The sequence below is a fragment of the Mycolicibacter acidiphilus genome, from assembly GCF_018455725.1.
GTDB classification, from domain to species: Bacteria; Actinomycetota; Actinomycetes; order Mycobacteriales; family Mycobacteriaceae; genus Mycobacterium; species Mycobacterium acidiphilum.
In genome coordinates this window covers 63,008-83,525 of sequence record NZ_JAHCLR010000028.1, presented here as the reverse complement: position 1 = coordinate 83,525, position 20,518 = coordinate 63,008, and the positions used below count along the sequence as shown (strand labels likewise).

The following is a 20,518-nucleotide window of genomic DNA, read 5'->3' as shown; positions in this document are numbered from 1 at the left end:
TCGGCACCTCGTTGCTACGACGCTATGACACCGCCCATCCATACCCGGTTCAATCGCGCAGAACACGCCGCCAGGGGTGAGGAAGTAGGTTCCGTAGGTGGATATTCCTGGTGTGTCGATGGTGATGATGTAGTCGTTGGGGTTGACCGGGGTGTAATGGCTGAGGTCGGGGAAGTGGGACGGTTCGGCGTGGGCGCATGCGACATTGCTGAGGGCAGTCGCGATGCCTGCACTGACGATGAGCGCCTTGATCCGCATGTGCGTCCTCGCCGTGACGAAATGGGGGTCGGGGCGGTGGGTCATTTGTGGATCTCCTGACGTTTCCGTGGGCAGCAGTCCAACGGAGCATGGCAAACGGCGGCCTGGCGGAGACGACGGGACTGAAACCCGTCACACATGGGGAAGCCAACCGGACCACGACGGGGACAGGATGAACCCGCGTCCCTGTGCGTCTTTGCACGCAACCATCTGCTTATCGTCCGCGCCACAAACCACGCCGTCCACCGCGATGAAATGGAGGGGCGGAAGGGTTTTAACCAGCCGCCCGTGGACTTTGTGGCCGAACGGGTAAGCGGCGTTCGTTGCACTCAGTCCGTAGTCGGTGCTGATCGTATTCACACCCGTAATTCCAGCAGCGGGGTTCCAGACCTGTGGAGGTACCTTGGGGAAATTATTTCCTGAGCACCCTGCGGACGAAGCATTTAAATCACACTCAATGCCGGCCGGGGTGAGAAAAAATACCTGCTTGGCGACGATTCCCGGCGTGGAGGTGTCTATTTCGTAGTCTTGTACATTAACTGCCATATAGCTGTTCAGGTCGGGGAAGGGCGGCACATCCGCGTGAGCGATCCAGTTTCCGGCCAGAGTGACACCGACGACTCCAACGACGGCGGCAAGCATTTTGGCGACCATGGGTTTCCTGTCATTAGCGGTGCGGGTTGACCTGGAATTGTCCTACGAGATACGGGGTACCGAACGGAACGTGATTCGCGTCTCTGCCGGTGTTCCATTGGCTTACCAGGATGCCCATATCGTCGAGGGTTGATCCGGGCAGGATGTAGCCGCCATAGTTCTGCGCCACCTTACCCGGGTCGCCCCAGTTGCCGCCCTGTGCGACAACGGTCGTCGGCGTATTGGGATTGAAGATGTCAGTGGGGCCGTCGGCGACCCGTACCTCCGTGTTATTGGTTGAGGAGTTGAACCCGGATAGAACGGACTTACCGTCAATCTCTTGGAAGCTGAGTTCGCCGAATCTCTGTCTTCCGCTTATCAGTGCGGCTTGTTGCCCGGGTTTACCCCAGTCGATTCCCGTCCAGGGTTGCCAGGCGTTGCGATCGGTGACGTGACCCGAGTCGACGCGGTACATGGTGACGCCTTGGCTGCGGTCGAAGGAGTCGGCGGCGATGTAGACGTAGCCGTCGGAGGCTTGGTAGCCGCTGATCTGGGTGGGCTGACTCTGCGGTGTGGACACACGCTCCCCTTCGTGGTCGGGGCGGGTGTCGGGCACGGTGTGGGTCCAGGGGCGCCACGAGTCGTCGACGTACTGCCAACCGTTCTGGGGGTCGCCCGGATGGTCTGTGACTTTCACCAGCCAGGAGCCACCATCGGGTTTGAGACCGGAGGTGCCTGCGACCATCATGTAAGTGTCACCGTTGGCCATGCGGATCGTCCCGGCGGGCAGCGTGTCCTTATTCGAGGAAACAATCCCACCGAACACGTCGTATGCCGTTTTGCCGGACGGAGTGGGGAACAATTCACGTCCACTCCCGTAGCGTCCGGTCAGCGGTGGGCCGGCGATGACCATCCTGCCGTTCTCGAACCACACCGGCACCGCGACCGAATGGTAATGGTCGCCCTCGCCCACTTTGTTGCCGGCGAACGAGTCCCCGAATATCGCCACGAACCTGCCGTTTGGCAGTTGGACGACTTCGCCCAGGTCCGCAGCCTTGATGTTGGGGATGCCGGGGTCCGCGCCGGTGCCGGCGACGGGGCCGAGATTACGAACTTCGCCGGGCTGCAGTGCGGGACCGGTCATTCCAGACCCATCCAGCGCTCCGGCGCCGCCGTCTGCGCCGTACGGCTCGCCGTGAGCCGGGTCAGGTGCCGGAGCCGGTGCGGGTGGCGGACTCTGCTTAGGGCCGCCGAGTGCTTGGTACTTGTTGTCGACGTCGCGGACCCGGTTGCCACGAGCCCGCTCGGCGGGCTTCTCCCAATCGTCGTCTTCGTCCTCGTCGAGGTCGTAGTACAGCTCCGGAGCGCCCCGCAAGCCCTTCTTCCAAGTGGATTCGGCCTTCTTGTCGCGCCGCGGCTGACCGACCGGGGCGCCGCCGCCACCGCCACCGCTGCCCACGGGAGCGGAGCCACCACGCACCGTCGGCCCGGCTGCGGCACCGGACGCCACAACCGGTTTGTCCAGCATCTTCGTCATCAGGGGACTGCGTGCGGCAGACCCACCCGCCCCCGGAAGCGAAGCCGCCCGCACGAGCCCCGCACCAGACCGCGGTCCGGACCCACCGGCGCTGGGATGACTGGACACCGGATTGGCTCCGAGCATGCCCATCCGCGAAAACCCGTGGCTGCTGGTCAGCTGCCCCGCGTGGCTCAGCATCGATGTCATCTGCTGCACCGGCTGGGACAGCTGCGAAAGCGGGGCCTGTGCCAGCTGCCCCGGGAGCTGCGCCAACTGCCCTGGCAGCTGCACGGCCTGCGCTCCGATCTGTGCGCCCAACGGCAGGTTCTCCAACAACTGCTCGGGCAGCTGAACGGCGGACGCCGTCAGCTGCACGCCGGCCTGCGCCATCTGCAGTGCGACTTGCGTTGACTCGACGTCGGCCCGGGCTGCGGTGGTCATCGCCCGCGTCTCGGCTTCCACGGCCATCCGCTCCGCCTGCTGGGCGCCGCTCTGCAGCATGTTGTTGGCCTTGCTGGCCTGCCCCTCCGCCTGGGTCTCCTGCATCTCGGCCAGGTCGTGTTGCCGACCGGCCGTCAGCATCGTCGACTCCCCCGTCGCCTGCTCGGTGGTGTGGGAGATACCCGCGTCACGCGCCTGAGCCGCGGGCGCACTGGCCGAGACCCGCGCTACGACTGCGCTGGTGGAGGCTGCGCCTGCAGCGTCGGCACCCGGCACAAGAATCGGCGTCATCGGCTCGACCGGCACGAACGACGTGTTGACAGCGGTCTCCATGTCGTAGACATCCATGACGACGGCAGCCTGAATCCACATCCGCACGTAGTCGGCTTCGCATGCAGCGATCGCGGCGGTGTTGACACCCATGAAGTTGGTGGCGATCAGCGTCGCCTCCGTCACGTGGTTCGCGATGATCTCCACGAGCGGCGGAGTGGTGAACCGCGCCACGGTGTAGGACAGGGCCTGCGCCGACGCCCGCGCCGCCCGATCCTGCGCCTGCTCAGCCATGGTCTGCAACCACAGCACCATCGGTGCGGCCGCCGAGATCGCCCGCTCGCTGGCACCACCGGTCCAGGCCACCGAAAGCGACGCCAGCAGACCGGATAACTCCGCGGCCTGCGCCTCGAGCGCACCCGCGAACGCCTCCCACGCCGTGGCCGCCTCCGCCATCGGTATCGGCCCGGCACCCGCCATCAACAGCGCGGTGTTGACCTCCGGCGGTAGGGCATTCCAGATCGGCGGTACCGGTGGCAATGCCATCAGCTAGGCCAGCACGCCGGCGTTCGTGTTATCGACGGTGGTGTAGATGCCGGCGATCTGCACGAACGCGGCGCCGGTCTGGCCGAGCTTCTCCTGCGCGAGCGCATGCTGCTCCAGTGTCTCGACGGCGTCGATCCCGAACGCCGCGGCGGCCTGGATCGACACCAGATCGGCGCCCGCGGGGAACAACCCGGTGACCGCGGGGGTGGCCGTCGTTGCGGCCGCCAGACCGTCGGCAGCGTTGCCGACGACCTGCGAGCCGATACCGTCGACGACCGGCTCAAACGACATTGGTTGCATTCAATTGCCTTTCAGCGATATCACATGCGCATGGAGACCGGGCAGCCATACTCTCGGCGGCAACGCGATATCCCCCCACGCCATGAGTTCCCAACGGAGCCTAGCGAACTGGAACCGTAGCACCTTCATTCCGGCGTTGAAACACCCCACCGGATAAGTCGACATACCCAACTTGATGGGTTCTTTGCTGACCTTGACCCGACTCCGGATGTGCCACATGCTGAGCTGGCCATATATAACATTCAGGAAATGTCCAGACAGTTGCTTCCGACACCCGATCCCGACGCGCCCGCGCGGCATCCGCGGCTGGGAATCAGCCGAAGTTGTTGCGTTGCGCCTACCAAGATTTCGACGGCAGGAATTCGACCAGGCCGTCCAGCGCGCGTTGCAGGCTCTCGGTCGTCCCGGACAGGAAACTCCCGTGCAGCTTGCCGCTGATGTAGCGCGGGACGGACACCAGCCGGCCATGCCGAGAATCCGCGATCCCCACGGCCACCCGGGTCCGGGTGAACGTGCCGCCGGGCAGGCGTTCGCTCGCGGTGATCTCCACCCAGCTGTCCGGGGCAGCGATGATGGCGGCGAAGGTGTGAGCCGACGTGGAGGGAACACCGATCCGCACCAGATCCTCGGGCGTCCGGCACGCGGCCACACTGGCCGCATCGGCCGTCGATGGATCGACCTCCGCCGGTTCGCCGGGCCCCAGCGCCACCGTCACCATGTCCGCCAGGCCCATCTGCGGCGCCAACAGCTGCAGGCTCAGCAGGTCGCCGTTGCGGGTAGCGAGGACGTGACGCTCCCCCTTGCGGCACACCACGAAACGCGCCAGGGTGCTGCCGGTGCCGGTACGTCGGAACCACCGGGCCTCCAGCGTGCGGTCCGGCCCGCTTATGGTGTCGACCATCGCCGCAACGCTCGGGTGAGGGTTGCCGAGACCATCGAGTACCCCCTGCTCGGTGAGATCACGCCGGACCTGACCCCACACGATCTGGCGCACCTCCGCGCTCGGGATGTTCTGCCAGATCCCCAGACAACTCGGAAAATCCTTGAGGCCCATGCGGTCGGCGACGACCAACATGCCGTCGATCGTCACCTCCACACCGACGACGTCATCGATGGCCCCACCGGGGCTGAAAACGCTGGGCATAGGCGACTATTCGTCCATCTGTATAGGCAAGACGAGCATGGCGGACGGATGCTACCAACCTGCCACGCTGCGAACATCTGCGCGGACCGAGGCTCCAGGCGCCCAATCCGTCGGGACACACCCCTGTCGGTGTGCTCAGGTAGACCTGAGTCCGACAGTCAAGGAAAGGTGACCATGAAACGTCAGCTGGTGGGAACCCTGGTCGCGCTCGCCGCACTGCTCCACGTCGCGCCCGCGGCATCGGCGGACCCGTTGGAGCCGTCCTGCTTCGACGACAGGCTGTGCGGGGATCTCGGGTCGGTGAGCTATTGCCCGGACACCGGCACGATGGTCGGCCCGTTCGCCGCATGTTCGGGTCTGGTGACCGGTCCGTACGCACCCGGCGGGCTGTCACCGAACGAGGATTGAGGGCCGCGTACAGAACCGGCCGTACCATTCACGATTCAGCGGTCCGCGTCGGTGGACCGCGCGAGTGTGTAGCCAGCAGCCGACATCCACACCCGAAGGATGGACATGAGACGCGTGATGATGGCTCTGACCGGAGCCGCGATTGCCGCCGTCACCCTGGCCGGCCCGGCCTGGGCGATCCCGGATCAGGGCACGCCGGAATTCGACCAGTACATGCAGGGCTTGGAGCGCAACGGATTCAACTTGAATCCGGACACCGCCTGGCGGGTCGCCCACCAGGCCTGCGAGGGCGGCCTACCTGGATTCATCGGCTGGGAACTGATTGCGCAGGGCGTCGTCGGCCCCGGGGCGGATCAGCGACTGATGGACGTGGCCAGAAAGTACGCCTGCCCGGTGCAGTAGCTAACCGCTCTTGCGACGGAACTCCCGGCGGCCACCCGCCGCACCGTGGGCGTGGGGCTGCTTGGCGCCGCCATCCTTGTGCGCAGCCCCGCTCGACGACTTCGAGTTCTTGCGGTCCAGCGCTTCACGGAACTGGCGCTTGGCATCGTCCGCGGCGGTGGAATCTGATTCGGCCATGCCCGGAAGCCTAACGCGATCAGCGCATTCCCGGCGGCATCCCGTACAGGTGCGTGATCGGCAGGGTCAGCACCACCCGCCGGTCGTCGACCATGGCCTGCCGGTATTCGTCCCAGTCCGGGTGTTCACCGGCGATGTCGCGGTACAGCGCGATCAGGGCCTCGACGGTGGCGTCGTCGGGCGCGGCGGCCGGCGGGGTCAGCTGCGCATCGCCCTCGGCGACCGCGTAGGACCAGCCGTCGTCGGAGCTGACCAGGATCGACGCCCGCGGGTCGCGGCGCAGGTTGCGGGTCTTCGCCCGCGGCTCGGTGACCGAGACCCGCACGGTCAGTGCCCGCGGGTCGAAGTGGTACTGCACGTTGGACAGCTGCGGACGGCCGTCGCGCTTGATGGTGGCCAGCACACCGAGGGAACTCCCGCTGATCAACCCCAACAGCTTGTCGTCGAAAACCTGGCGGCTCATGTCGGAAGCCTACGATCCATGGGCAGCGGTGTCAGGAGCACGGCGATACCCGAAGGGAGTCCGCACGGTGACCCGGTTCGCGCTGTTGCTGCGCGGCGTCAACGTCGGGGGTGTCAACCTCAGGATGTCCGACGTCTCCGCCGCACTCGGCGACGCCGGGTTCAGCGACGTCCACACACTGTTGGCCAGCGGCAATGTGCTGGTGGACTCCCCGGGTGATCCCGGCGCCGTGCGCGGCATCGCCGAGGCCGCGTTGCGGGCGCGGTTCGACTACCAGGCCTGGGTGCTGGTGTATGACATCGAGAGGCTGCGCCGTCTCGTCGACGCCTTCCCGTTCGAACCCGAGGTGCCCGGACACCACTCCTACGTCACGTTCGTCAGCGACACCGAAGTCTTCGGCGATCTCGTCGTGCCCGGCGCTGTCCGCGGCGACGGCGTGCTCTACTGGCAGGTGCGCAAAGGCGACACCCTGGCCAGTACCACGGGTAAAGCCTTGAGCAACAAGCGCTATGCATCGTCGACCACCACACGCAATCTGCGCACCCTGCACAAGATGCTCGCACTGGCCGGCGGCCGGTAGGGTTCACCTCGATGAACAACGCCGACAGTGCCGGAACGGCCAAGGAGAAGGTGATTCTCACCGGGGTCTCCGAGACCGCCCTGCTGACCTTGAACTCCCGGGCCCGGGAGGCCCGCCGCCCCGACCGGATCCTCGACGACCCGCGGGCAGTGGCACTGGTCGATTCGATCGACTTCGACTTCGCGAAGTTCGGCACGACCCGTCAGGACATGGCACTGCGCTCCCTGGCTTTCGACGGCCAGACCCGCGGCTATCTGCAGCAGCATCCGAAAGCCACCGTGGTCGCCCTGGCCGAAGGCCTGCAGACCAGTTTCTGGCGCCTGGACGCGGCCATCCCGAACGCGCAATTCCGTTGGCTCACAGTTGACCTCGAGCCGATGATCGACGTCCGCAGCAAACTGCTGCCGTCGTCGCCGCGGGTGTCGCTGTGCGCGCAGTCCGCCCTGGACTACAGCTGGATGGACAAGGTCGATACCGCGGACGGGGTGTTCATCACCGCCGAGGGCCTGCTGATGTACCTGCAACCCGAGGAGTCGATGGGGCTGATCGCCGAATGCGCCCGCCGGTTCCCGGGCGGCGCGATGATGTTCGACGTACCGCCGTCGCTGTTCGGCTGGTTGCTGCGCCGCGGCGTGCGGACGTCGATGCGCTACACGGCGCCGCCGATGCCGTTCACGCTGTCCGCCGCCGAGGCGGCGAACCTGGTGAACACGGTGCCTGGCGTCCGGGCCGTTCGGGACATTCCGCTACCGCTGGGCCGCGGGCTGATCTTCAACACCCTGCTCTCGGCCAGCCACTGGTTCCGCCCGCTCGACGAACTGCGCCCGTCGTTCACCCTGCTCGAATTCGGCTGAGCCCCAAGGGCGTCTACCGCGCATCGAAGGCAGCATCGAGGTAGCGCAGCGCATCGGATTTGCCCAGCCCGACCGCCCGGGCCGCGTCGGCGAACGCCCCGGCCGCGACCGTCATCGCGGCATCGGCGGGGTCACTGCCGGCGACGAACGACCCTTGGCGCCCGCGGGTTTCGACGATCCCGGCGGCTTCCAGCTCCCGGTAGGCGCGCGCCACCGTGTTCACCGCCAGCCCCAGCTGGCCGGCGAGGTCCCGCACGGTCGGCAACCGGGTGCCGGCCGGCAGCGTCCCGTCCCGCACGGCGTCGATCATCCGCGTCCTGACCTGGTCGAACAGCGGCTTGTCGACCGCGAGATCGATTGCCAGCAGCGCCGCGACATCCATCGACCCAGTATCACCCGAGTTCGCCGAGGCCCGCTATCTTGGTGACGTGCGGGTCGCGGTGCTCAGTGGTGCGGGGATCTCCGCGGAGAGCGGGGTGCCGACCTTTCGCGACGACAAGGTCGGCCTGTGGGCCCGCTTCGACCCCTACGAACTGTCCAGTGTCGAGGGTTGGGAGCAGCACCCCGAACGGGTCTGGGGATGGTATCTGTGGCGGCACTACCTGGTCGGCCAGGTCGAACCGAACGCCGGCCACCGGGCCGTCGCCGACTGGGAGCGGTACGCCGACGTCACGGTGATCACCCAGAACGTCGATGACCTGCATGAGCGCGCAGGCAGCTCCGAAGTCCACCATCTGCACGGCAGCTTGTTCGAATTCCGCTGCGCCACATGCGGTGCGGTGTACACCGGGGACCTGCCGGACATGCCGGAGCCGACGATCGAAGTGCCGCCGCCGCTGTGCGGCTGCGGCGGATTGATCCGACCGGACATCGTGTGGTTCGGCGAGCAGTTGCCGGACGCCGCGTGGCGCAGTGCCGTGCAGGCCACCGAGGCCGCCGACGTGCTGGTGGTGGTCGGAACCTCCGGGCTGGTCTACCCGGCGGCCGGGTTGCCGGAGATGGCGCTATCGCGCGGCACGGCCGTGGTCGAGGTCAACCCGGAGCCGACGCCGCTGTCCGCCGATGCCACCGTGAGTCTGCGCGACACCGCCTCCACAGCACTGCCGGGACTGCTGCAGCGGCTTCCCACGCTGCTCGGGTAGCGGGTCAGGCCGGCCGGCGGGCGCAGCCGAGCGCGAACTCCGACACCGGCACCGGCGCCCACGCCGGGAACTGGTGGCCGCGGCGGGAGGTCTGCACCTGGAAGCCGGCGTCGGCGATCAGTTGTTCGGTGTCGCGATGCGTGTGGCAGTTACCGAACAGTCGCGGCCAGAACGTCGCATCGGCGACCTGCTGCAGCACCCCGCGCGCTCCGGCACTGGCGATGTGTTCGAAATACCGCAGTTCACCGCCGGGCTTGAGTAGCGCATGCAGTCCGCGCAGCACCTCGTCGGGCTGGTCCACCGAGCACAAGACCAGCGAGCAAACCACCGCGTCGAACGGACCGTCGTCCTTGACGGCCGCCACCGTGCCGGGCACCACCGTGATCGGCACCGGCGCGGCCGCCGCCGCAGCCCGGGCGGACTCCCGTAACCGCGGCTCCGGCTCGACGGCCACCACCTCGGTGACGGTGGCCGGGTAGCAGTCGAAGTTGCTCCCGGTGCCCGCCCCGACTTCCAGCACCCGCCCGGTCAGACCGGCCAGGTTCTCCCGGCGGCGGTCGCGCAGCCAGTCCGTCTCACGGCTCGACAGGAACGTCCAGATCCGGGCGAACAGCGGGCTTTCGAGGTCCACGGGTGCGGTCATGTCAGCACCCTAGCCCGTCGCCGCCGTGACCCGGATCGCACCGTCCATCGCGGGGCGTCGCCCGTCTCAGCCCGGGCCCCGGCAAACGCTACCGGTCGGTAGTATTGCCACGATTTCCCGAATGGTGACTCAAAGATCCCTTAATCGTGACCCATACGCTCAGGGACATGTGGATCGACGACTCAAGTGCCGATGTCATCAAGGTCGACTTCGAAGCTCTCTACCACGGTGATTTCCTGGTCGAAGGCGACACCTCCGAGCAGTTCGACGACTTGCACTCGCTGGCAAGCTGATTGATCGGCGCCGCGCACGCGGCGCCTTTCGTCATTCCGCGATCCGGGCCGTCTTCGTCCGGTCGCATCGCGCGAGTTATTTCATCTCTGCGGTTTTTCCGGGTGGTGCTGTCGTGCCCGCAATCTGGCTCGCCGCCGACGAAGTGCCCAGCTCAGCGGGCATTGAGCACCCTGGCGAGGCCGCGCACAACGGCCCGGCTGGCGATATGCCGCAGCCCGGCCACCGCCGGTCGCGGGGCGGGAGGCGGCGCGGAGCCGAACCGGGGGAAGAGCCGCAGCGCGTTGTCCCGGTCGATCGCGCGATGTGCGGCTTCGTCAAGACCCGGGTAGACCTCCAGCCCGGCCGCGAACAGTTTGCCGGCGGCGACGGGCGCGAACGGCCAATCCGACCCGAAGGTGATGTGCCCGGGTTCGGCGAAGGCCAGCAGCGTCGGCAGCGCGGCGGCGCTGGACGAGAGCGCGGTGTCGAAGTAGAAGCCGGCGAAGTCGTCGAGACAGTCCGCCGGGCTGGCACCGCTGTCGGCCATGATCGCCACCGCCATCCGATGACTGGCGTACGGCACGAACCCGCCGGCGTGACTGAGGATGAATCGGATGTCGGGATACCGGCGGCGCACGCCGTTGCGCACCAGCAGGTAGGCGGCCCGGGTGGTGTCGAGCAGGAAGTCGGCGGCGAACGGCGCGACGCCGGGCACGGTCGGGCCGGGCAGGTCGGCCGGGTGGATGAACACCACCGCCGCGCGATCGTTGAGAACCTCGAACAGTACGTCTTGGCCGTCTTCGCCCAGGTAGGTGCCGGCGTTATTGGCCAGCAGCACCACCCCGTCGGCCTTCAGGTCGTCGAGGGCGCGGACCGTCTCGGCGACGGCGGCATCGACGTGCGGCATCGGGACGGTGGCGAAGAACCCGAACCGATCGGGGTGATCGCTGACCAGCTGCGCGGTGTAGTCGTTGAGGTCGCGCGCCAGCGCGGCGGCGTCGGCGCGGCCGGGGAAAAAGGTGGTGCCGGGGGTGGACACCGAGACGACGGCGGTGCCGACGTTGAGATCGGCCATGGTCTGCAGCGCCGCTTCCGGGCTCCAGTCCGGCAACGCCCGCCCGCCGGCTTCATCGATCCCGGCTTTGCGCAGGGCTTTCCGGTAGTCGGGTGGAATCAGATGCTGATGGGTGTCGATGCGCAGCACGGCCGGCCTTCCTATCGGGTATCCGGGATACCGGGACCGCACAGCGCGGCGACGGTGTCTTCACGGTTCAGCAGCGAGCGTGCCGCGGTTTTGAACTGTGCGAGTTTGTCGACGATGGTCTGCCCCTCCGGGGTATGCCCCCAGAGGCTGATGCCCTGATACGTCGCGGGCTCCCAGGTGGATTCGTCGACGACGATGGGGTTCCAGCCGACTTCCCATTCGAAGCCCGACGGTGTCATCGCGTAGTAGGATAGTTCGCGGTCGTTGGTGTGCTGCCCCACCGCCAATGCCATCCGGAAGCCGAGTTGCCTGACCCGCCGATACGAGTCGGTCATATCGTCGAGGTCGGCGACCTGGATGTTGAGGTGCTGGATGCGGGTGCGGATCGGGTTGAGCGGCAGTCGATCCACTGCGGCGATCGCCACCGAATGGTGGCGCTGGTTGACCCGCAGGAACCGGACCTTGATCTTGAGCCCGCTGATCGTCTCGTCGATGCGATCGGTCAGCCGGGCGTCGAAGACGGTGTTGTAGTAGCCGCGCATCTGCTGGGGATGCTTCGTGGTGATCGCAACGTGTCCGATCCCGGCCTCCCCGGTGACGAAGCCGCCACGCACCGCCATGTCCAGCGGTGTGTCGATGACGCCGGCCCGGGTGAAGATCTCCTGGGCCAGTCCGTTCGGGCCGGGAAAGCGCGCGAGGCGCTCGACGCCGCGCAGCGCGGCTTCCTCAGCGGCACCCTCGACCACCGGCACCCCGTGGCCGGTGACCCGGGATAGCACCTCGTCGAAGGCGGCGTGGTCGTCGATCTGCCAGCCCAGTGCGGTGACGTCCTCGGCCGGGCCGCGCTGCAGGAGGAACCGGCAGTCGTTGTCGTCGAGCCGGAACCGCATGACATCGCGCAGCGCCTCGTCGACGTGCAGGCCGATGGCGTCGCGACCGAACCGGCGCCAGTCGGCGAACCTGCCGGTCTCGATGACGACGTAGCCCAACTGGACGCGGCCGAACATCATCGGTCGAACACCGATGGTGTGCACAGGAATTCGGTGACCAGCCGGTTGAACACCTCGGCGCGTTCCCATTGCATCCAGTGCCCGGTCTGCGAGGTCATCACCAGTTCGGCGTTGGGCATGGTGTTGAGCAGCATCGGGCCACCGGAGGGCTTGTTCACCTTGTCGTCGCGGCCCCACAGCACCAGGGTCGGCGTGGTCAGGCGCTTCAGCCGCTTGTCTCGGGTGAGGTCCATCCGCCACAGGGTGCGCAGTGCCATCGGTCCGGACGGGCGGCGCAGCGGCGGATCCGCCACCACCTCCGGGTCGATGGATGCCTGGTACCGCAGGTCGATCAGGTCGTCGGGGACCGATGCCCCGTCATACACCAGGTAGGTGCGGAGGAATGCCTCCAGTTTGGCGCGGCTGGGGCCGTCACCGCCGTAATAGGACAGCAGGCTGTTCAGCCCCGCGGTCGGGGCTCCGCGCGTGGTCCCGATTCCGCCGGGTCCCATCAGCACCAGCTTGGTGACCCGGTGCGGGGTGTCCAGTGCCAGCCGCAGCGCGGCGGCGCCGCCGTAGGAGTTGCCGGCCAGATGCGCTGTGTCGACGCCGAGTTCGTCGAGCAGGCCGCGGATCATGTCCGCGAGGTAGCCGAACGGGTCGACCTGGTTCACCCCCTTCGCCGAGCGGCCGTACCCGGGCATATCCGGCACGACGACCCGGAAGTGCGACGCCAGTGCGTCGATGTTGCGGGAAAAATTGGACACTCCGGAGGCACCCGGTCCCCCGCCGTGTAGCAGCACCAGCACCGGCCCGGCGCCGACTTCGGCGACGAAGAGCGGTTTGCCGGCGACGGTAACGGTGCGCTCGGTCAGGGAGGCGATCATGCGGTGACTCCGATCGTGGCGGGGATGAGTCCGGTGGGTGGTTCGGGGAGCATCTGCTCCGATTCCGCTGCGGCATAGATGAATCCGTCCGGGCGCAGCACGACGGCGTCGGCGTTCTTGCGGCGCAGCCAGCGAACCAGTGTGGGTTCGTCGATCCGGAGCGCGGGCACCCCCAGCTCAGTCCAAGCCGACGCGCCGCCCGGTGCAGCGCCCGTGTGCAGGATCGTCCATCGTCCGCCGAGGACGTCGTCGAGGCGAACAGCGTCGCCGGCCGCGTCGGTGATCCGGGGTTGCGGGATCTGCCAGCCCACCGCGCGGTGCTTGCTGGCGGCAAAAAATCCGTCGCGGTATCGGGCGTCGGGAATCCACATGACTTTCTGGAGGACCGATTGCGCGCCGGGGATTCGGGTCAGCGCGCGCAGAGCGCGGTTGCGAACGGCGGCTGCGAACCGGTTGTGCTCGGTGATGATCCGTCCGCCGATGCAGGCGCGGCGGGTGACTTCGGTGACGTGCGGCTTGCGCTCGGTTTGGTAGGAGTCCAGCAGTGAGTCCGGTGCAGAACCGTTGATCACGGCGGCGAGCTTCCAGCACAGGTTGGCCGCGTCGCGCACCCCGGCGGACATGCCCTGGCCGATCCACGGCGGCATGGCATGCGCGGCGTCCCCGGCCAGGAAGACCCGGCCCACCCGCCACCGGTCGGCAACCCGGACGTGGTGGCGGTAGATCACGGCTCGCAGGATCTTGACGTGCTCTTCGGTGATGCCCTGATCGTGCAGGACCTGCCAGATCGCCTCGTCGCGCAGCAACTCCTGTTCGTCCTCGCAGTCACGCGCCGGGTACTCCCAGCGATGGTGGCCCAGCGGGGTCGGGCAGTCGACGGTGGGGCGAGACGGGTTGCAGTGAAAGCGCAGCCGGTCGTGGGCATCCCACTCCTTGAGGACCTTGGTGTCGATGACGACCCACCGTTCGCCGTAGGTGCGCCCGGTGTAGCCGACCCCCAACTGCCCTCGGGTGGGGGACGATCCGCCGTCGGCGGCGATGACGTAGGACGCACGGAAGCGCTTGAAGGTGTCGGTGCGCAGGTCGGCCGCCATCAATTCGACTTGGTCGCCCTTGGGAAGCACCCGCAGGCATTCATGTTCGATCAGCACCCCGACATTCGAGAACCGGGCCACGCCGTCGCGCAGCACGTGATCGACCGCCGGCTGATAGATGAACTGCTGGGGCGGGTGGCCGGCCCCTCGGGCTGCGATCTTCATCTCTATGAACGGCACACCGTCGGCGTCGACGAAGGCCGTCGGCCGATCGGGAAGCATGTCACGTTGCAACCGGTCCGCCAGGCCCACCGACTGCCAGATCCGCATGACCTCCTCATCGGTGGAGATCGCCCGCGCACGGTTGTAGACGTCTGCATCGCGCTCGATCACAAGGACTTTCAGCCCCAGTTGACCCAGCAGGTTCGCGGCGGTAGCACCGGTCGGCCCGTAGCCGACGACGGCCACGTCATAGCACTGCTCAACGGTCACTGATGTCACCTCATTTGAAATGTAGTGATCGTTACACTAATGTAGTGATCGCTACAGCGTCAAGCCCCGGACGGAAGGGACGCAGATGGCAGTCGAAGATCAACCGAAGCGCCGCAAGCGTGCGGATGGGGAGCTGTCCCGGGCGCGCATCCTGGACGCGGCCGCCGAGATCGCCGCCGAACGCGGCTATGAGGGCACCAGCATCGCGCTGGTCAGCGCCAAATGCGATCTGCCGGCCAGTTCGATCTACTGGCATTTCAAGAACAAGGACGACCTGATCGCCGGGGTGATCGAGCGCAGCTTCGCCAGTTGGCTGGCCGCCTGGCAGGTACCGTCGGACGGCACCGCGCCCGATCGCATCGTGACCCTGGCGGTGCAGGTCGCCAAGTCACTGTTGGAATCCTCCGACTTCATCCGATTGGGCCTGATGCTGGCGCTGGAGCGCCGGCCCGTCGAACCGCGAGCCCGGGCGATGTTCCTGCAGGCCCGCGCACAGACCTTCGCCGAACTGTCCCGGACGATCGTCGAGCTGAACCCGGAACTGACCGACGCCGACGCACGTCAGCTCGCCACCTATGCGATGGCCGGCGCCGACGGGTTGTTCATCGCCCATGAGATCGACGGCGATTCGGTGGACCTGATAGCACAGTTCGAACTGCACGCACATGCGGTGCTCGACGCCGCCCGCCGCCTGATCGAGGCCGGTAAATGAGCGGTGCGCATCCCGGGCGGTCCGCAGCCCGGTGATCAAGGCCGACGAGCTGCGCGGCAGCGCGACGCCGCCGCGCCGGCCGTCAGCTGTCCTGATAGCTCCAGGCGCGCAGTTGGGCGGCAAGCACGTCGAGTTCGGAAAGCACGCCGGTGGCGACTCCGATCACGAACTCGAACCGGTCATCCTCGGGCGCACTGATCCACTGACCGTTGACGGCCAGGAACGTCCGACAGACCGTCCACGCCAACCGCTTGTTGCCGTCGACCAGGGCGCGATTGCGCGCCAGTGAGTGCATCAGCGCAGCAGCCTTGAGATGCAGGTCCGGGTATGCATCCTCGCCGAACACCGTGGCCCTCGGACGGGCCAGCGCCGATTCCAACAGCCCATAGTCCCGAACCGCGAAATCCTCACCGACGGTTCGCCGGGCGATCGCAAGCAGATCCTCGAGATCCAGGTACTCGGCCATGCGACGTCATGCGTCCTTGAGGCGTTCCAGGACTCCGGCCTCTTCGCGCAGCACCCGGTCCAAGGCCGTCGCAACGTTGGCCTGATGCGTGCGCCGCGCGATGTACTCGTCGATCGCGGACAGTGCTACCGCCTGCATCGACCGCCCCTCCGCAGCGGCCTGACGACGCAGAGCTTCGGCCTGCTCATCGCTGGTGCGCAGGGTCATACCCATGATCGCGATGATACCGGATTGGTATCAACTGTCAGGCGACGTTCTCCTGAGCGTTGTCCTCGACCATGCCGCCCAGTCGGCCGGCGATGATCTCCTCGGCCTCGGCCACCATCCGTGACACCAGCTCACCGACCGTCGGGATGTCGTTGATCAGCCCCATCGCGGCCCCGACCGACCAGATGCCGGCCTCGACGTCGCCTTCCTCGAAGACCCGCCGGCCGCGCACCCCGGCGACCAGTTCCTGCACGTCCGGGAACTGACCACCATCGTTGAGGATCGCCACGACCTCACGCGAGACGGTGTTGGACGCCACCCGGGCGGTGTTGCGCAGCGGCCGGAAGATCAGCTCGGTGTCGCGTTCGGTGCCCGCGACGATCGCTTCCTTGACGTTCTGGTGGATGCACGACTCGACGGTGCACATGAACCGCGAGCCCATGTTGACGCCGTCGGCGCCCAGCGCCAGCGCCGCCACCAGGCCGCGGGCGTCGGCGAAGCCGCCGGAGGCGATCATCGGGATCTCGATCTTGGCGGCCGCCGCCGGGATCAGCACCAGACCCGGAATGTCGTCCTCACCGGGGTGCCCCGCGCATTCGAAGCCGTCAATGCTGATGCCGTCGACACCCAGGTCCTGCGCCTTCACGGCATGCCTGACCGAGGTGCATTTGTGCAGCACCTTGATGCCGTTGTCGTGGAACATCGGCAGGTGCGGGGCGGGGTTGGACCCGGCGGTCTCGACGATCTTGATGCCGGCGTCGACGATCACCTGGCGGTATTCGTCGTACGGCGGCGGATTGATGGTCGGGAGGATGGTCAGGTTCACCCCGAACGGGCGGTCGGTGAGGTCGCGGGTCTTGGCGATCTCGTTGGCCAGATCCGCCGGGGTCGGCTGGGTCAGCGCCGTCAGGAACCCCAGCGCCCCGGAGTTCGCCACCGCCGCAACAAGCTCCGCGCGGCCCACCCACTGCATGCCGCCCTGGGCGATCGGGTGCTCGACACCGAACACCTCGGTGAACTTGGTGGTGAGGCTCATCGCGTCGTCCCTTCCTGCAGCACGCCCATCCCAACCGGATGGTTGGTTGGGACTATACCCAGTCGGTCAGCACGGTGTCGTTGTCGGCACCCGGCGCCTTCGGCGGGGCCGGGGTGTCCGGGGTGCTGCGGGAGAACCGCGGCGCCGGCTTCGGCTGCAAGTAGCCGTTGACCTCGTAGAACGTGTCCCGCTCGGCGATGTGCGAGTCGGTGAGCACCTCGCCGAACGCCAGCACCGGCGTCACGCAGGCGTCGGAGGTGGCGAACACCTTCGCCCAGTGGTCCCGGTCGTGGGCGGCGAACGCCTCGGTGAACACCGCCCGCAACTCGGCCCAGCGGCTGACGTCGTTCTGCGCGGGCAGGGTGGCCGGGTCCAGACCCAGCTTGGCCAGCAACTCGGCGTAGAACTGCGGCTCGATCGAGCCGACCGCGACGTAGCCGCCGTCGGCGCACTCGTAGGTGTCGTAGTACGGGGCGCCGGTGTCGAGCATGTTGACACCGCGCTCGTCCTTCCACACCCCCTGCGACCGGAAGCTCCACATCATCGCCGAGAGCATGCTGGAGCCGTCGACCATCGCGGCGTCGACGACCTGCCCCTTGCCGGAGGTCTGTCGCTCCCACAGTGCGGACAGGATCCCGACCAGCAGGAACATCGACCCGCCGCCGAAGTCCCCGACCAGGTTCAGCGGCGGCACCGGCCGCTCCCCCCGCCGGCCGATGGAGTGCAGCGCCCCGTTCAGCGAGATGTAGTTGATGTCGTGGCCGGCCTGCAGGGCCCGCGGGCCGTCCTGTCCCCAGCCGGTCATCCGGCCGTAGATCAGCTTCTCGTTGACCTTGGCGCAGTCCTCGGGGCCCAGCCCGAGCCGTTCGGTGACGCCGGGCCGGAACCCTTCGATCAGCACGTCGGCCTTGGCGACCAACTGCAGCACCAGGTCGCGCCCCTCCGGCGATTTCAGGTCGGCGGTCACCGAGCGGCGGTTGCGCAGCATCTGGTCCTTGGACGGCTCCGCGCCGAATTTCGGTGGCCGGTCCACCCGCACCACGTCGGCGCCGAGGTCGCCGAGGATCATCGCCGCGTGCGGCCCGGGGCCGATCCCGGCCAGTTCGATTACCCGCAATCCGTGCAGTGGTCCCGCCATGTTCGACCTCCGGTGTTATGTGGTGGCTTGCATCTTCGCAGCCGTCGGTGAGGTCGGTGCAGGCCGGTTGCCTATGGTGATGCCCATGACCGCACTGGACTCCCTGAAACCCGTTGACGGCCTGTCGGTGGCCCTGACCGACGGCGTGCTGTCGGTGACCATCGACCGCCCCGACAGCCTGAACTCGGTGACGACGCCGGTCCTGGCGGGCATCGCCGACGCGATGGAGGCCGCCGCCCGGGATCCTCAGGTGCGGGTGGTGCGCCTGGGCGGCGCCGGGCGCGGCTTCAGTTCCGGGGCCGGGATCAGCGCCGACGACGCCAACGACGGGGTGCCGACCGAGATCATCGACGAGGCCAACCGCGCGATCCGGGCGATCACCGCGCTGCCGCACCCGGTGGTGGCGGTGGTGCAGGGTCCGGCCGCCGGGGTCGGGGTGTCGCTGGCACTGGCCTGCGATCTGGTGCTGGCGTCGGACAAGGCGTTCTTCCTGTTGGCGTTCACCAAGATCGGGCTGATGCCCGACGGCGGCGCGTCGGCTCTGGTGGCCGCGGCGATCGGCCGGATCCGGGCGATGCGCCTGGCGCTGCTGGCCGAGCGACTCACCGCCACTGAGGCTTTGGACTGGGGGTTGATCAGCGCGGTGTACCCGGCCGAGGAGTTCGACGGCGAGGTCGACAAGGTGCTGGCGGCGCTGCTGACCGGTCCGGCGGTGGCGCTGGCCAAGACCAAGCACGCCGTCAACGCCGCGACGCTGACCGAACTGGACGGCGCCCTGGACCGCGAGTACGTCGGGCAGTCGACGCTGCTGAACTCCCACGACTTCCGCGAGGGTGCCCGGGCGTTTCAGGATCGGCGCACCCCGAACTTCACCGACTCCTGACCCCTGCGCGAACGTGCAGAGTCGACCGGCATCCGCCCAGGTGGGCCCGGACAACTCTGCACGGTCAGGACAGGGCGCGGGTTACATCCCGAACACCGAGGGCAACGCCAGCACCATGATCAACCCCCACACCAGGTGGGTCAGCACCGAGGCCAGCACTCCCCCGGTGGCGCGGCGCTCGATGGCGCAGACGGTCCCCAGCACCAGCGCCGCCAGACCCACTACCGGGTTCCCGGCAGCCATCATCGCCGCGACATAGAGCAGCGTCGAGAACACCAGCGGGTAGTGCCGGCCGAACGAGGTGAACAGCGCACTGCGGAAGAACATCTCCTCAGCCACCGCGTTGACGATCGCGATCAACACCACCAGTCGCCACGACACATGGGTGGTGTACTCCAGGATCTGCGTAGCCCCGTCGTTCAACGGCGCAATGTGCTTGATCACCAGCCCGCCGAGCAGGAAGACCAGGCCCAGCACCAGGCCGACGCCGGTGCCGGTGAACACCGGGCGCTCATTGCGGCCCCGGAACCGCACCATCCCCAGGTGCATCGGCCCGGCCAGCAACGCGCCCCCCGCCCACACCGCCGCCAACGCCAGGGACAGCCAGTAGAACGCCGGCTCACCGGGGTTCTTGGTGTGCATGAACCCCAGCACCGCCGCGCCGAGCACCAGCACCACGGCCACCACGATGCGCCGGCGCAGCACCACCGCCGGTGGCTCGTGGTAGGGAGCCGACACCTTGGAGAGGATCGTGGTCAGCTCGCGCAGCAGGCCGGGCCGGGTCGGGCTGGACTGGGTCATACGGGACGTCCCCTCGGCATCAGGTTGGCAACGTCCCTTGAACGTAGCGGCCCGAACGCGGGCGGTGGGGCGAATGCGTCAGTTCGACGAACCCGGCAGTGCCCCGCGGTGGGCGTCCATCAGCAGGCGATAGCCAACGGCGTTGTGCCGGTTGCTCTCCACCTCGGCGTCACTGAGTTCGCGCCGGACCTTGCCCGGCACCCCGGCCACCAGCGACCGGGGCGGCACCACCATGCCCTGCGGGACGACGGCACCGGCCGCCACCAGCGAACCGGCGCCGATGACGGCGCCGTTGAGGACGATCGCACCCATCCCGATCAGGCACCCGTCCTCGACAGTGCAGCCGTGCAGCACCGCATTGTGCCCGACGCTGACGTGACTGCCGACCCGGCAGGGAAAGCCGGGGTCGACGTGCACGGTCACCCCGTCCTGAATGTTGCTGTCGGCGCCGATCTCGATCGGCTCCATCTCGGCACGCAGCGTGGCCGAGTACCAAACGCTGACTCCAGCAGCCAGATTCACCTGTCCCAGCAGGCTGGCGTTGGGGGCGACCCATGATTCGGCGGGCACCTGCGGGGTGTGCCCGGCGATCGTGACGATCAGCGGTTGCGACATC

Annotated in this window: 26 protein-coding genes and 1 pseudogene; 8 read left to right on the top strand and 19 right to left on the bottom strand. The window is 67.6% G+C overall.

Annotated features, from left to right (window positions below):
- From KIH27_RS14265 to KIH27_RS14240, 5 genes and pseudogenes are all read right to left on the bottom strand, one after another.
- Window positions 1–258 (bottom strand): annotated as a pseudogene (locus KIH27_RS14265) (hypothetical protein); the annotation flags it as partial.
- Window positions 259–390: 132 nt separating this feature from the next.
- Complete coding sequence (locus tag KIH27_RS14260; protein WP_214093622.1) at window positions 391–912, bottom strand: hypothetical protein; 522 nt, start codon at window positions 910–912, stop codon at window positions 391–393.
- Window positions 913–925: 13 nt separating this feature from the next.
- Window positions 926–3,667, bottom strand: a complete 2,742-nt coding sequence (locus KIH27_RS22630; RefSeq protein WP_250150133.1) for a PPE domain-containing protein — start codon at window positions 3,665–3,667, stop codon at window positions 926–928.
- 3 nt (window positions 3,668–3,670) lie between these two features.
- Window positions 3,671–3,958: a PE domain-containing protein gene (locus KIH27_RS14245; protein ID WP_307856882.1), complete on the bottom strand. Its 288-nt coding sequence runs from the start codon at window positions 3,956–3,958 to the stop codon at window positions 3,671–3,673.
- 346 nt (window positions 3,959–4,304) lie between these two features.
- Window positions 4,305–5,111 (bottom strand): ESX secretion-associated protein EspG, encoded by an 807-nt coding sequence (locus KIH27_RS14240; protein ID WP_214093616.1) that lies wholly within the window; start codon window positions 5,109–5,111, stop codon window positions 4,305–4,307.
- 174 nt (window positions 5,112–5,285) lie between these two features.
- Between KIH27_RS14240 and KIH27_RS14235 the strand changes: the two genes are divergently transcribed.
- Complete coding sequence (locus KIH27_RS14235) at window positions 5,286–5,519, top strand: hypothetical protein (protein WP_214093615.1); 234 nt, start codon at window positions 5,286–5,288, stop codon at window positions 5,517–5,519.
- A 105-nt stretch (window positions 5,520–5,624) separates the two neighbouring features.
- Entirely contained in the window at window positions 5,625–5,921 is a 297-nt protein-coding gene (locus KIH27_RS14230) for a DUF732 domain-containing protein (protein WP_372451388.1), read from the top strand.
- Here the strand turns inward: KIH27_RS14230 and KIH27_RS14225 are convergent, their stop codons facing one another.
- Both KIH27_RS14225 and KIH27_RS14220 read right to left on the bottom strand, forming a co-directional pair.
- Window positions 5,922–6,098, bottom strand: a complete 177-nt coding sequence (locus tag KIH27_RS14225; RefSeq protein ID WP_214093613.1) for a DUF5302 domain-containing protein — start codon at window positions 6,096–6,098, stop codon at window positions 5,922–5,924. It abuts the gene before it with no gap.
- A 19-nt stretch (window positions 6,099–6,117) separates the two neighbouring features.
- A complete protein-coding gene (locus KIH27_RS14220) occupies window positions 6,118–6,561 on the bottom strand; it encodes a PPOX class F420-dependent oxidoreductase (protein ID WP_214093612.1) in 444 nt (147 codons plus the stop codon).
- Window positions 6,562–6,628: 67 nt separating this feature from the next.
- Here KIH27_RS14220 and KIH27_RS14215 point away from each other — a divergent pair, with 67 nt between their 5' ends.
- Together KIH27_RS14215 and KIH27_RS14210 are read left to right on the top strand one after the other, a co-directional pair.
- A complete protein-coding gene (locus KIH27_RS14215; protein WP_214093611.1) occupies window positions 6,629–7,141 on the top strand; it encodes a DUF1697 domain-containing protein in 513 nt (170 codons plus the stop codon).
- A gap of 11 nt (window positions 7,142–7,152) precedes the next feature.
- Window positions 7,153–7,995, top strand: coding sequence for a class I SAM-dependent methyltransferase (locus KIH27_RS14210; RefSeq protein ID WP_214093610.1), 843 nt, complete (start codon window positions 7,153–7,155; stop codon window positions 7,993–7,995).
- 13 nt (window positions 7,996–8,008) lie between these two features.
- On the opposite strand, the gene KIH27_RS14205 is transcribed toward KIH27_RS14210, so the two are convergent.
- Window positions 8,009–8,377: an Rv1152 family transcriptional regulator gene (locus KIH27_RS14205; protein WP_214093609.1), complete on the bottom strand. Its 369-nt coding sequence runs from the start codon at window positions 8,375–8,377 to the stop codon at window positions 8,009–8,011.
- A gap of 46 nt (window positions 8,378–8,423) precedes the next feature.
- Between KIH27_RS14205 and KIH27_RS14200 the strand changes: the two genes are divergently transcribed.
- Window positions 8,424–9,137 (top strand): NAD-dependent deacylase, encoded by a 714-nt coding sequence (locus KIH27_RS14200; RefSeq protein ID WP_214093608.1) that lies wholly within the window; start codon window positions 8,424–8,426, stop codon window positions 9,135–9,137.
- 4 nt (window positions 9,138–9,141) lie between these two features.
- Here the strand turns inward: KIH27_RS14200 and KIH27_RS14195 are convergent, their stop codons facing one another.
- Entirely contained in the window at window positions 9,142–9,780 is a 639-nt protein-coding gene (locus tag KIH27_RS14195) for a class I SAM-dependent methyltransferase (protein ID WP_214093607.1), read from the bottom strand.
- Window positions 9,781–9,947: 167 nt separating this feature from the next.
- Here KIH27_RS14195 and KIH27_RS23020 point away from each other — a divergent pair, with 167 nt between their 5' ends.
- The gene (locus KIH27_RS23020) at window positions 9,948–10,073 is read left to right on the top strand and encodes a hypothetical protein (protein WP_284144738.1); all 126 of its coding nucleotides are present in this window, start codon (window positions 9,948–9,950) and stop codon (window positions 10,071–10,073) included.
- Between the two features lie 152 nt (window positions 10,074–10,225).
- Here the strand turns inward: KIH27_RS23020 and KIH27_RS14190 are convergent, their stop codons facing one another.
- Genes KIH27_RS14190 through KIH27_RS14175 form a run of 4 tightly spaced genes read right to left on the bottom strand, consistent with a single transcriptional unit; the run spans window position 10,226 to window position 14,659 of the window.
- A complete protein-coding gene (locus tag KIH27_RS14190) occupies window positions 10,226–11,257 on the bottom strand; it encodes an amidohydrolase family protein (RefSeq protein ID WP_214093606.1) in 1,032 nt (343 codons plus the stop codon).
- A gap of 11 nt (window positions 11,258–11,268) precedes the next feature.
- Window positions 11,269–12,267, bottom strand: a complete 999-nt coding sequence (locus KIH27_RS14185) for a VOC family protein (protein WP_214093605.1) — start codon at window positions 12,265–12,267, stop codon at window positions 11,269–11,271.
- Window positions 12,264–13,133, bottom strand: a complete 870-nt coding sequence (locus KIH27_RS14180; protein WP_214093604.1) for an alpha/beta fold hydrolase — start codon at window positions 13,131–13,133, stop codon at window positions 12,264–12,266. Before KIH27_RS14180 ends, KIH27_RS14185 begins: the two co-directional genes overlap by 4 nt.
- Entirely contained in the window at window positions 13,130–14,659 is a 1,530-nt protein-coding gene (locus KIH27_RS14175; protein WP_214093603.1) for a bifunctional 3-(3-hydroxy-phenyl)propionate/3-hydroxycinnamic acid hydroxylase, read from the bottom strand. The genes KIH27_RS14180 and KIH27_RS14175 overlap by 4 nt, the downstream gene beginning before the upstream one ends.
- Window positions 14,660–14,744: 85 nt before the next feature.
- Here KIH27_RS14175 and KIH27_RS14170 point away from each other — a divergent pair, with 85 nt between their 5' ends.
- Complete coding sequence (locus KIH27_RS14170) at window positions 14,745–15,371, top strand: TetR/AcrR family transcriptional regulator (RefSeq protein ID WP_214093602.1); 627 nt, start codon at window positions 14,745–14,747, stop codon at window positions 15,369–15,371.
- An 82-nt stretch (window positions 15,372–15,453) separates the two neighbouring features.
- Here KIH27_RS14170 and KIH27_RS14165 read toward each other — a convergent pair whose 3' ends face one another.
- The 4 genes from KIH27_RS14165 to KIH27_RS14150 are packed head-to-tail and all read right to left on the bottom strand — an operon-like array spanning window position 15,454 to window position 18,218.
- On the bottom strand, window positions 15,454–15,837 hold the full coding sequence (locus tag KIH27_RS14165) for a type II toxin-antitoxin system death-on-curing family toxin (protein ID WP_214093601.1): 384 nt from the start codon (window positions 15,835–15,837) through the stop codon (window positions 15,454–15,456).
- Window positions 15,838–15,843: 6 nt separating this feature from the next.
- The gene (locus tag KIH27_RS14160) at window positions 15,844–16,050 is read right to left on the bottom strand and encodes a CopG family transcriptional regulator (RefSeq protein ID WP_214093600.1); all 207 of its coding nucleotides are present in this window, start codon (window positions 16,048–16,050) and stop codon (window positions 15,844–15,846) included.
- A 31-nt stretch (window positions 16,051–16,081) separates the two neighbouring features.
- Complete coding sequence (locus tag KIH27_RS14155) at window positions 16,082–17,080, bottom strand: NAD(P)H-dependent flavin oxidoreductase (RefSeq protein WP_214093599.1); 999 nt, start codon at window positions 17,078–17,080, stop codon at window positions 16,082–16,084.
- A 52-nt stretch (window positions 17,081–17,132) separates the two neighbouring features.
- Window positions 17,133–18,218 carry a CaiB/BaiF CoA transferase family protein gene (locus KIH27_RS14150; RefSeq protein ID WP_214093598.1) on the bottom strand — a complete coding sequence of 362 codons (1,086 nt, stop codon included), beginning with the start codon at window positions 18,216–18,218 and terminating at the stop codon, window positions 17,133–17,135.
- A gap of 79 nt (window positions 18,219–18,297) precedes the next feature.
- Between KIH27_RS14150 and KIH27_RS14145 the strand changes: the two genes are divergently transcribed.
- Window positions 18,298–19,101 carry an enoyl-CoA hydratase gene (locus KIH27_RS14145; protein WP_214093597.1) on the top strand — a complete coding sequence of 268 codons (804 nt, stop codon included), beginning with the start codon at window positions 18,298–18,300 and terminating at the stop codon, window positions 19,099–19,101.
- 81 nt (window positions 19,102–19,182) lie between these two features.
- On the opposite strand, the gene KIH27_RS14140 is transcribed toward KIH27_RS14145, so the two are convergent.
- Window positions 19,183–19,902 carry a CPBP family intramembrane glutamic endopeptidase gene (locus KIH27_RS14140; RefSeq protein WP_214093596.1) on the bottom strand — a complete coding sequence of 240 codons (720 nt, stop codon included), beginning with the start codon at window positions 19,900–19,902 and terminating at the stop codon, window positions 19,183–19,185.
- Between the two features lie 78 nt (window positions 19,903–19,980).
- Window positions 19,981–20,517 (bottom strand): gamma carbonic anhydrase family protein, encoded by a 537-nt coding sequence (locus tag KIH27_RS14135; RefSeq protein ID WP_214093595.1) that lies wholly within the window; start codon window positions 20,515–20,517, stop codon window positions 19,981–19,983.
- Window position 20,518 lies beyond the last annotated feature (1 nt).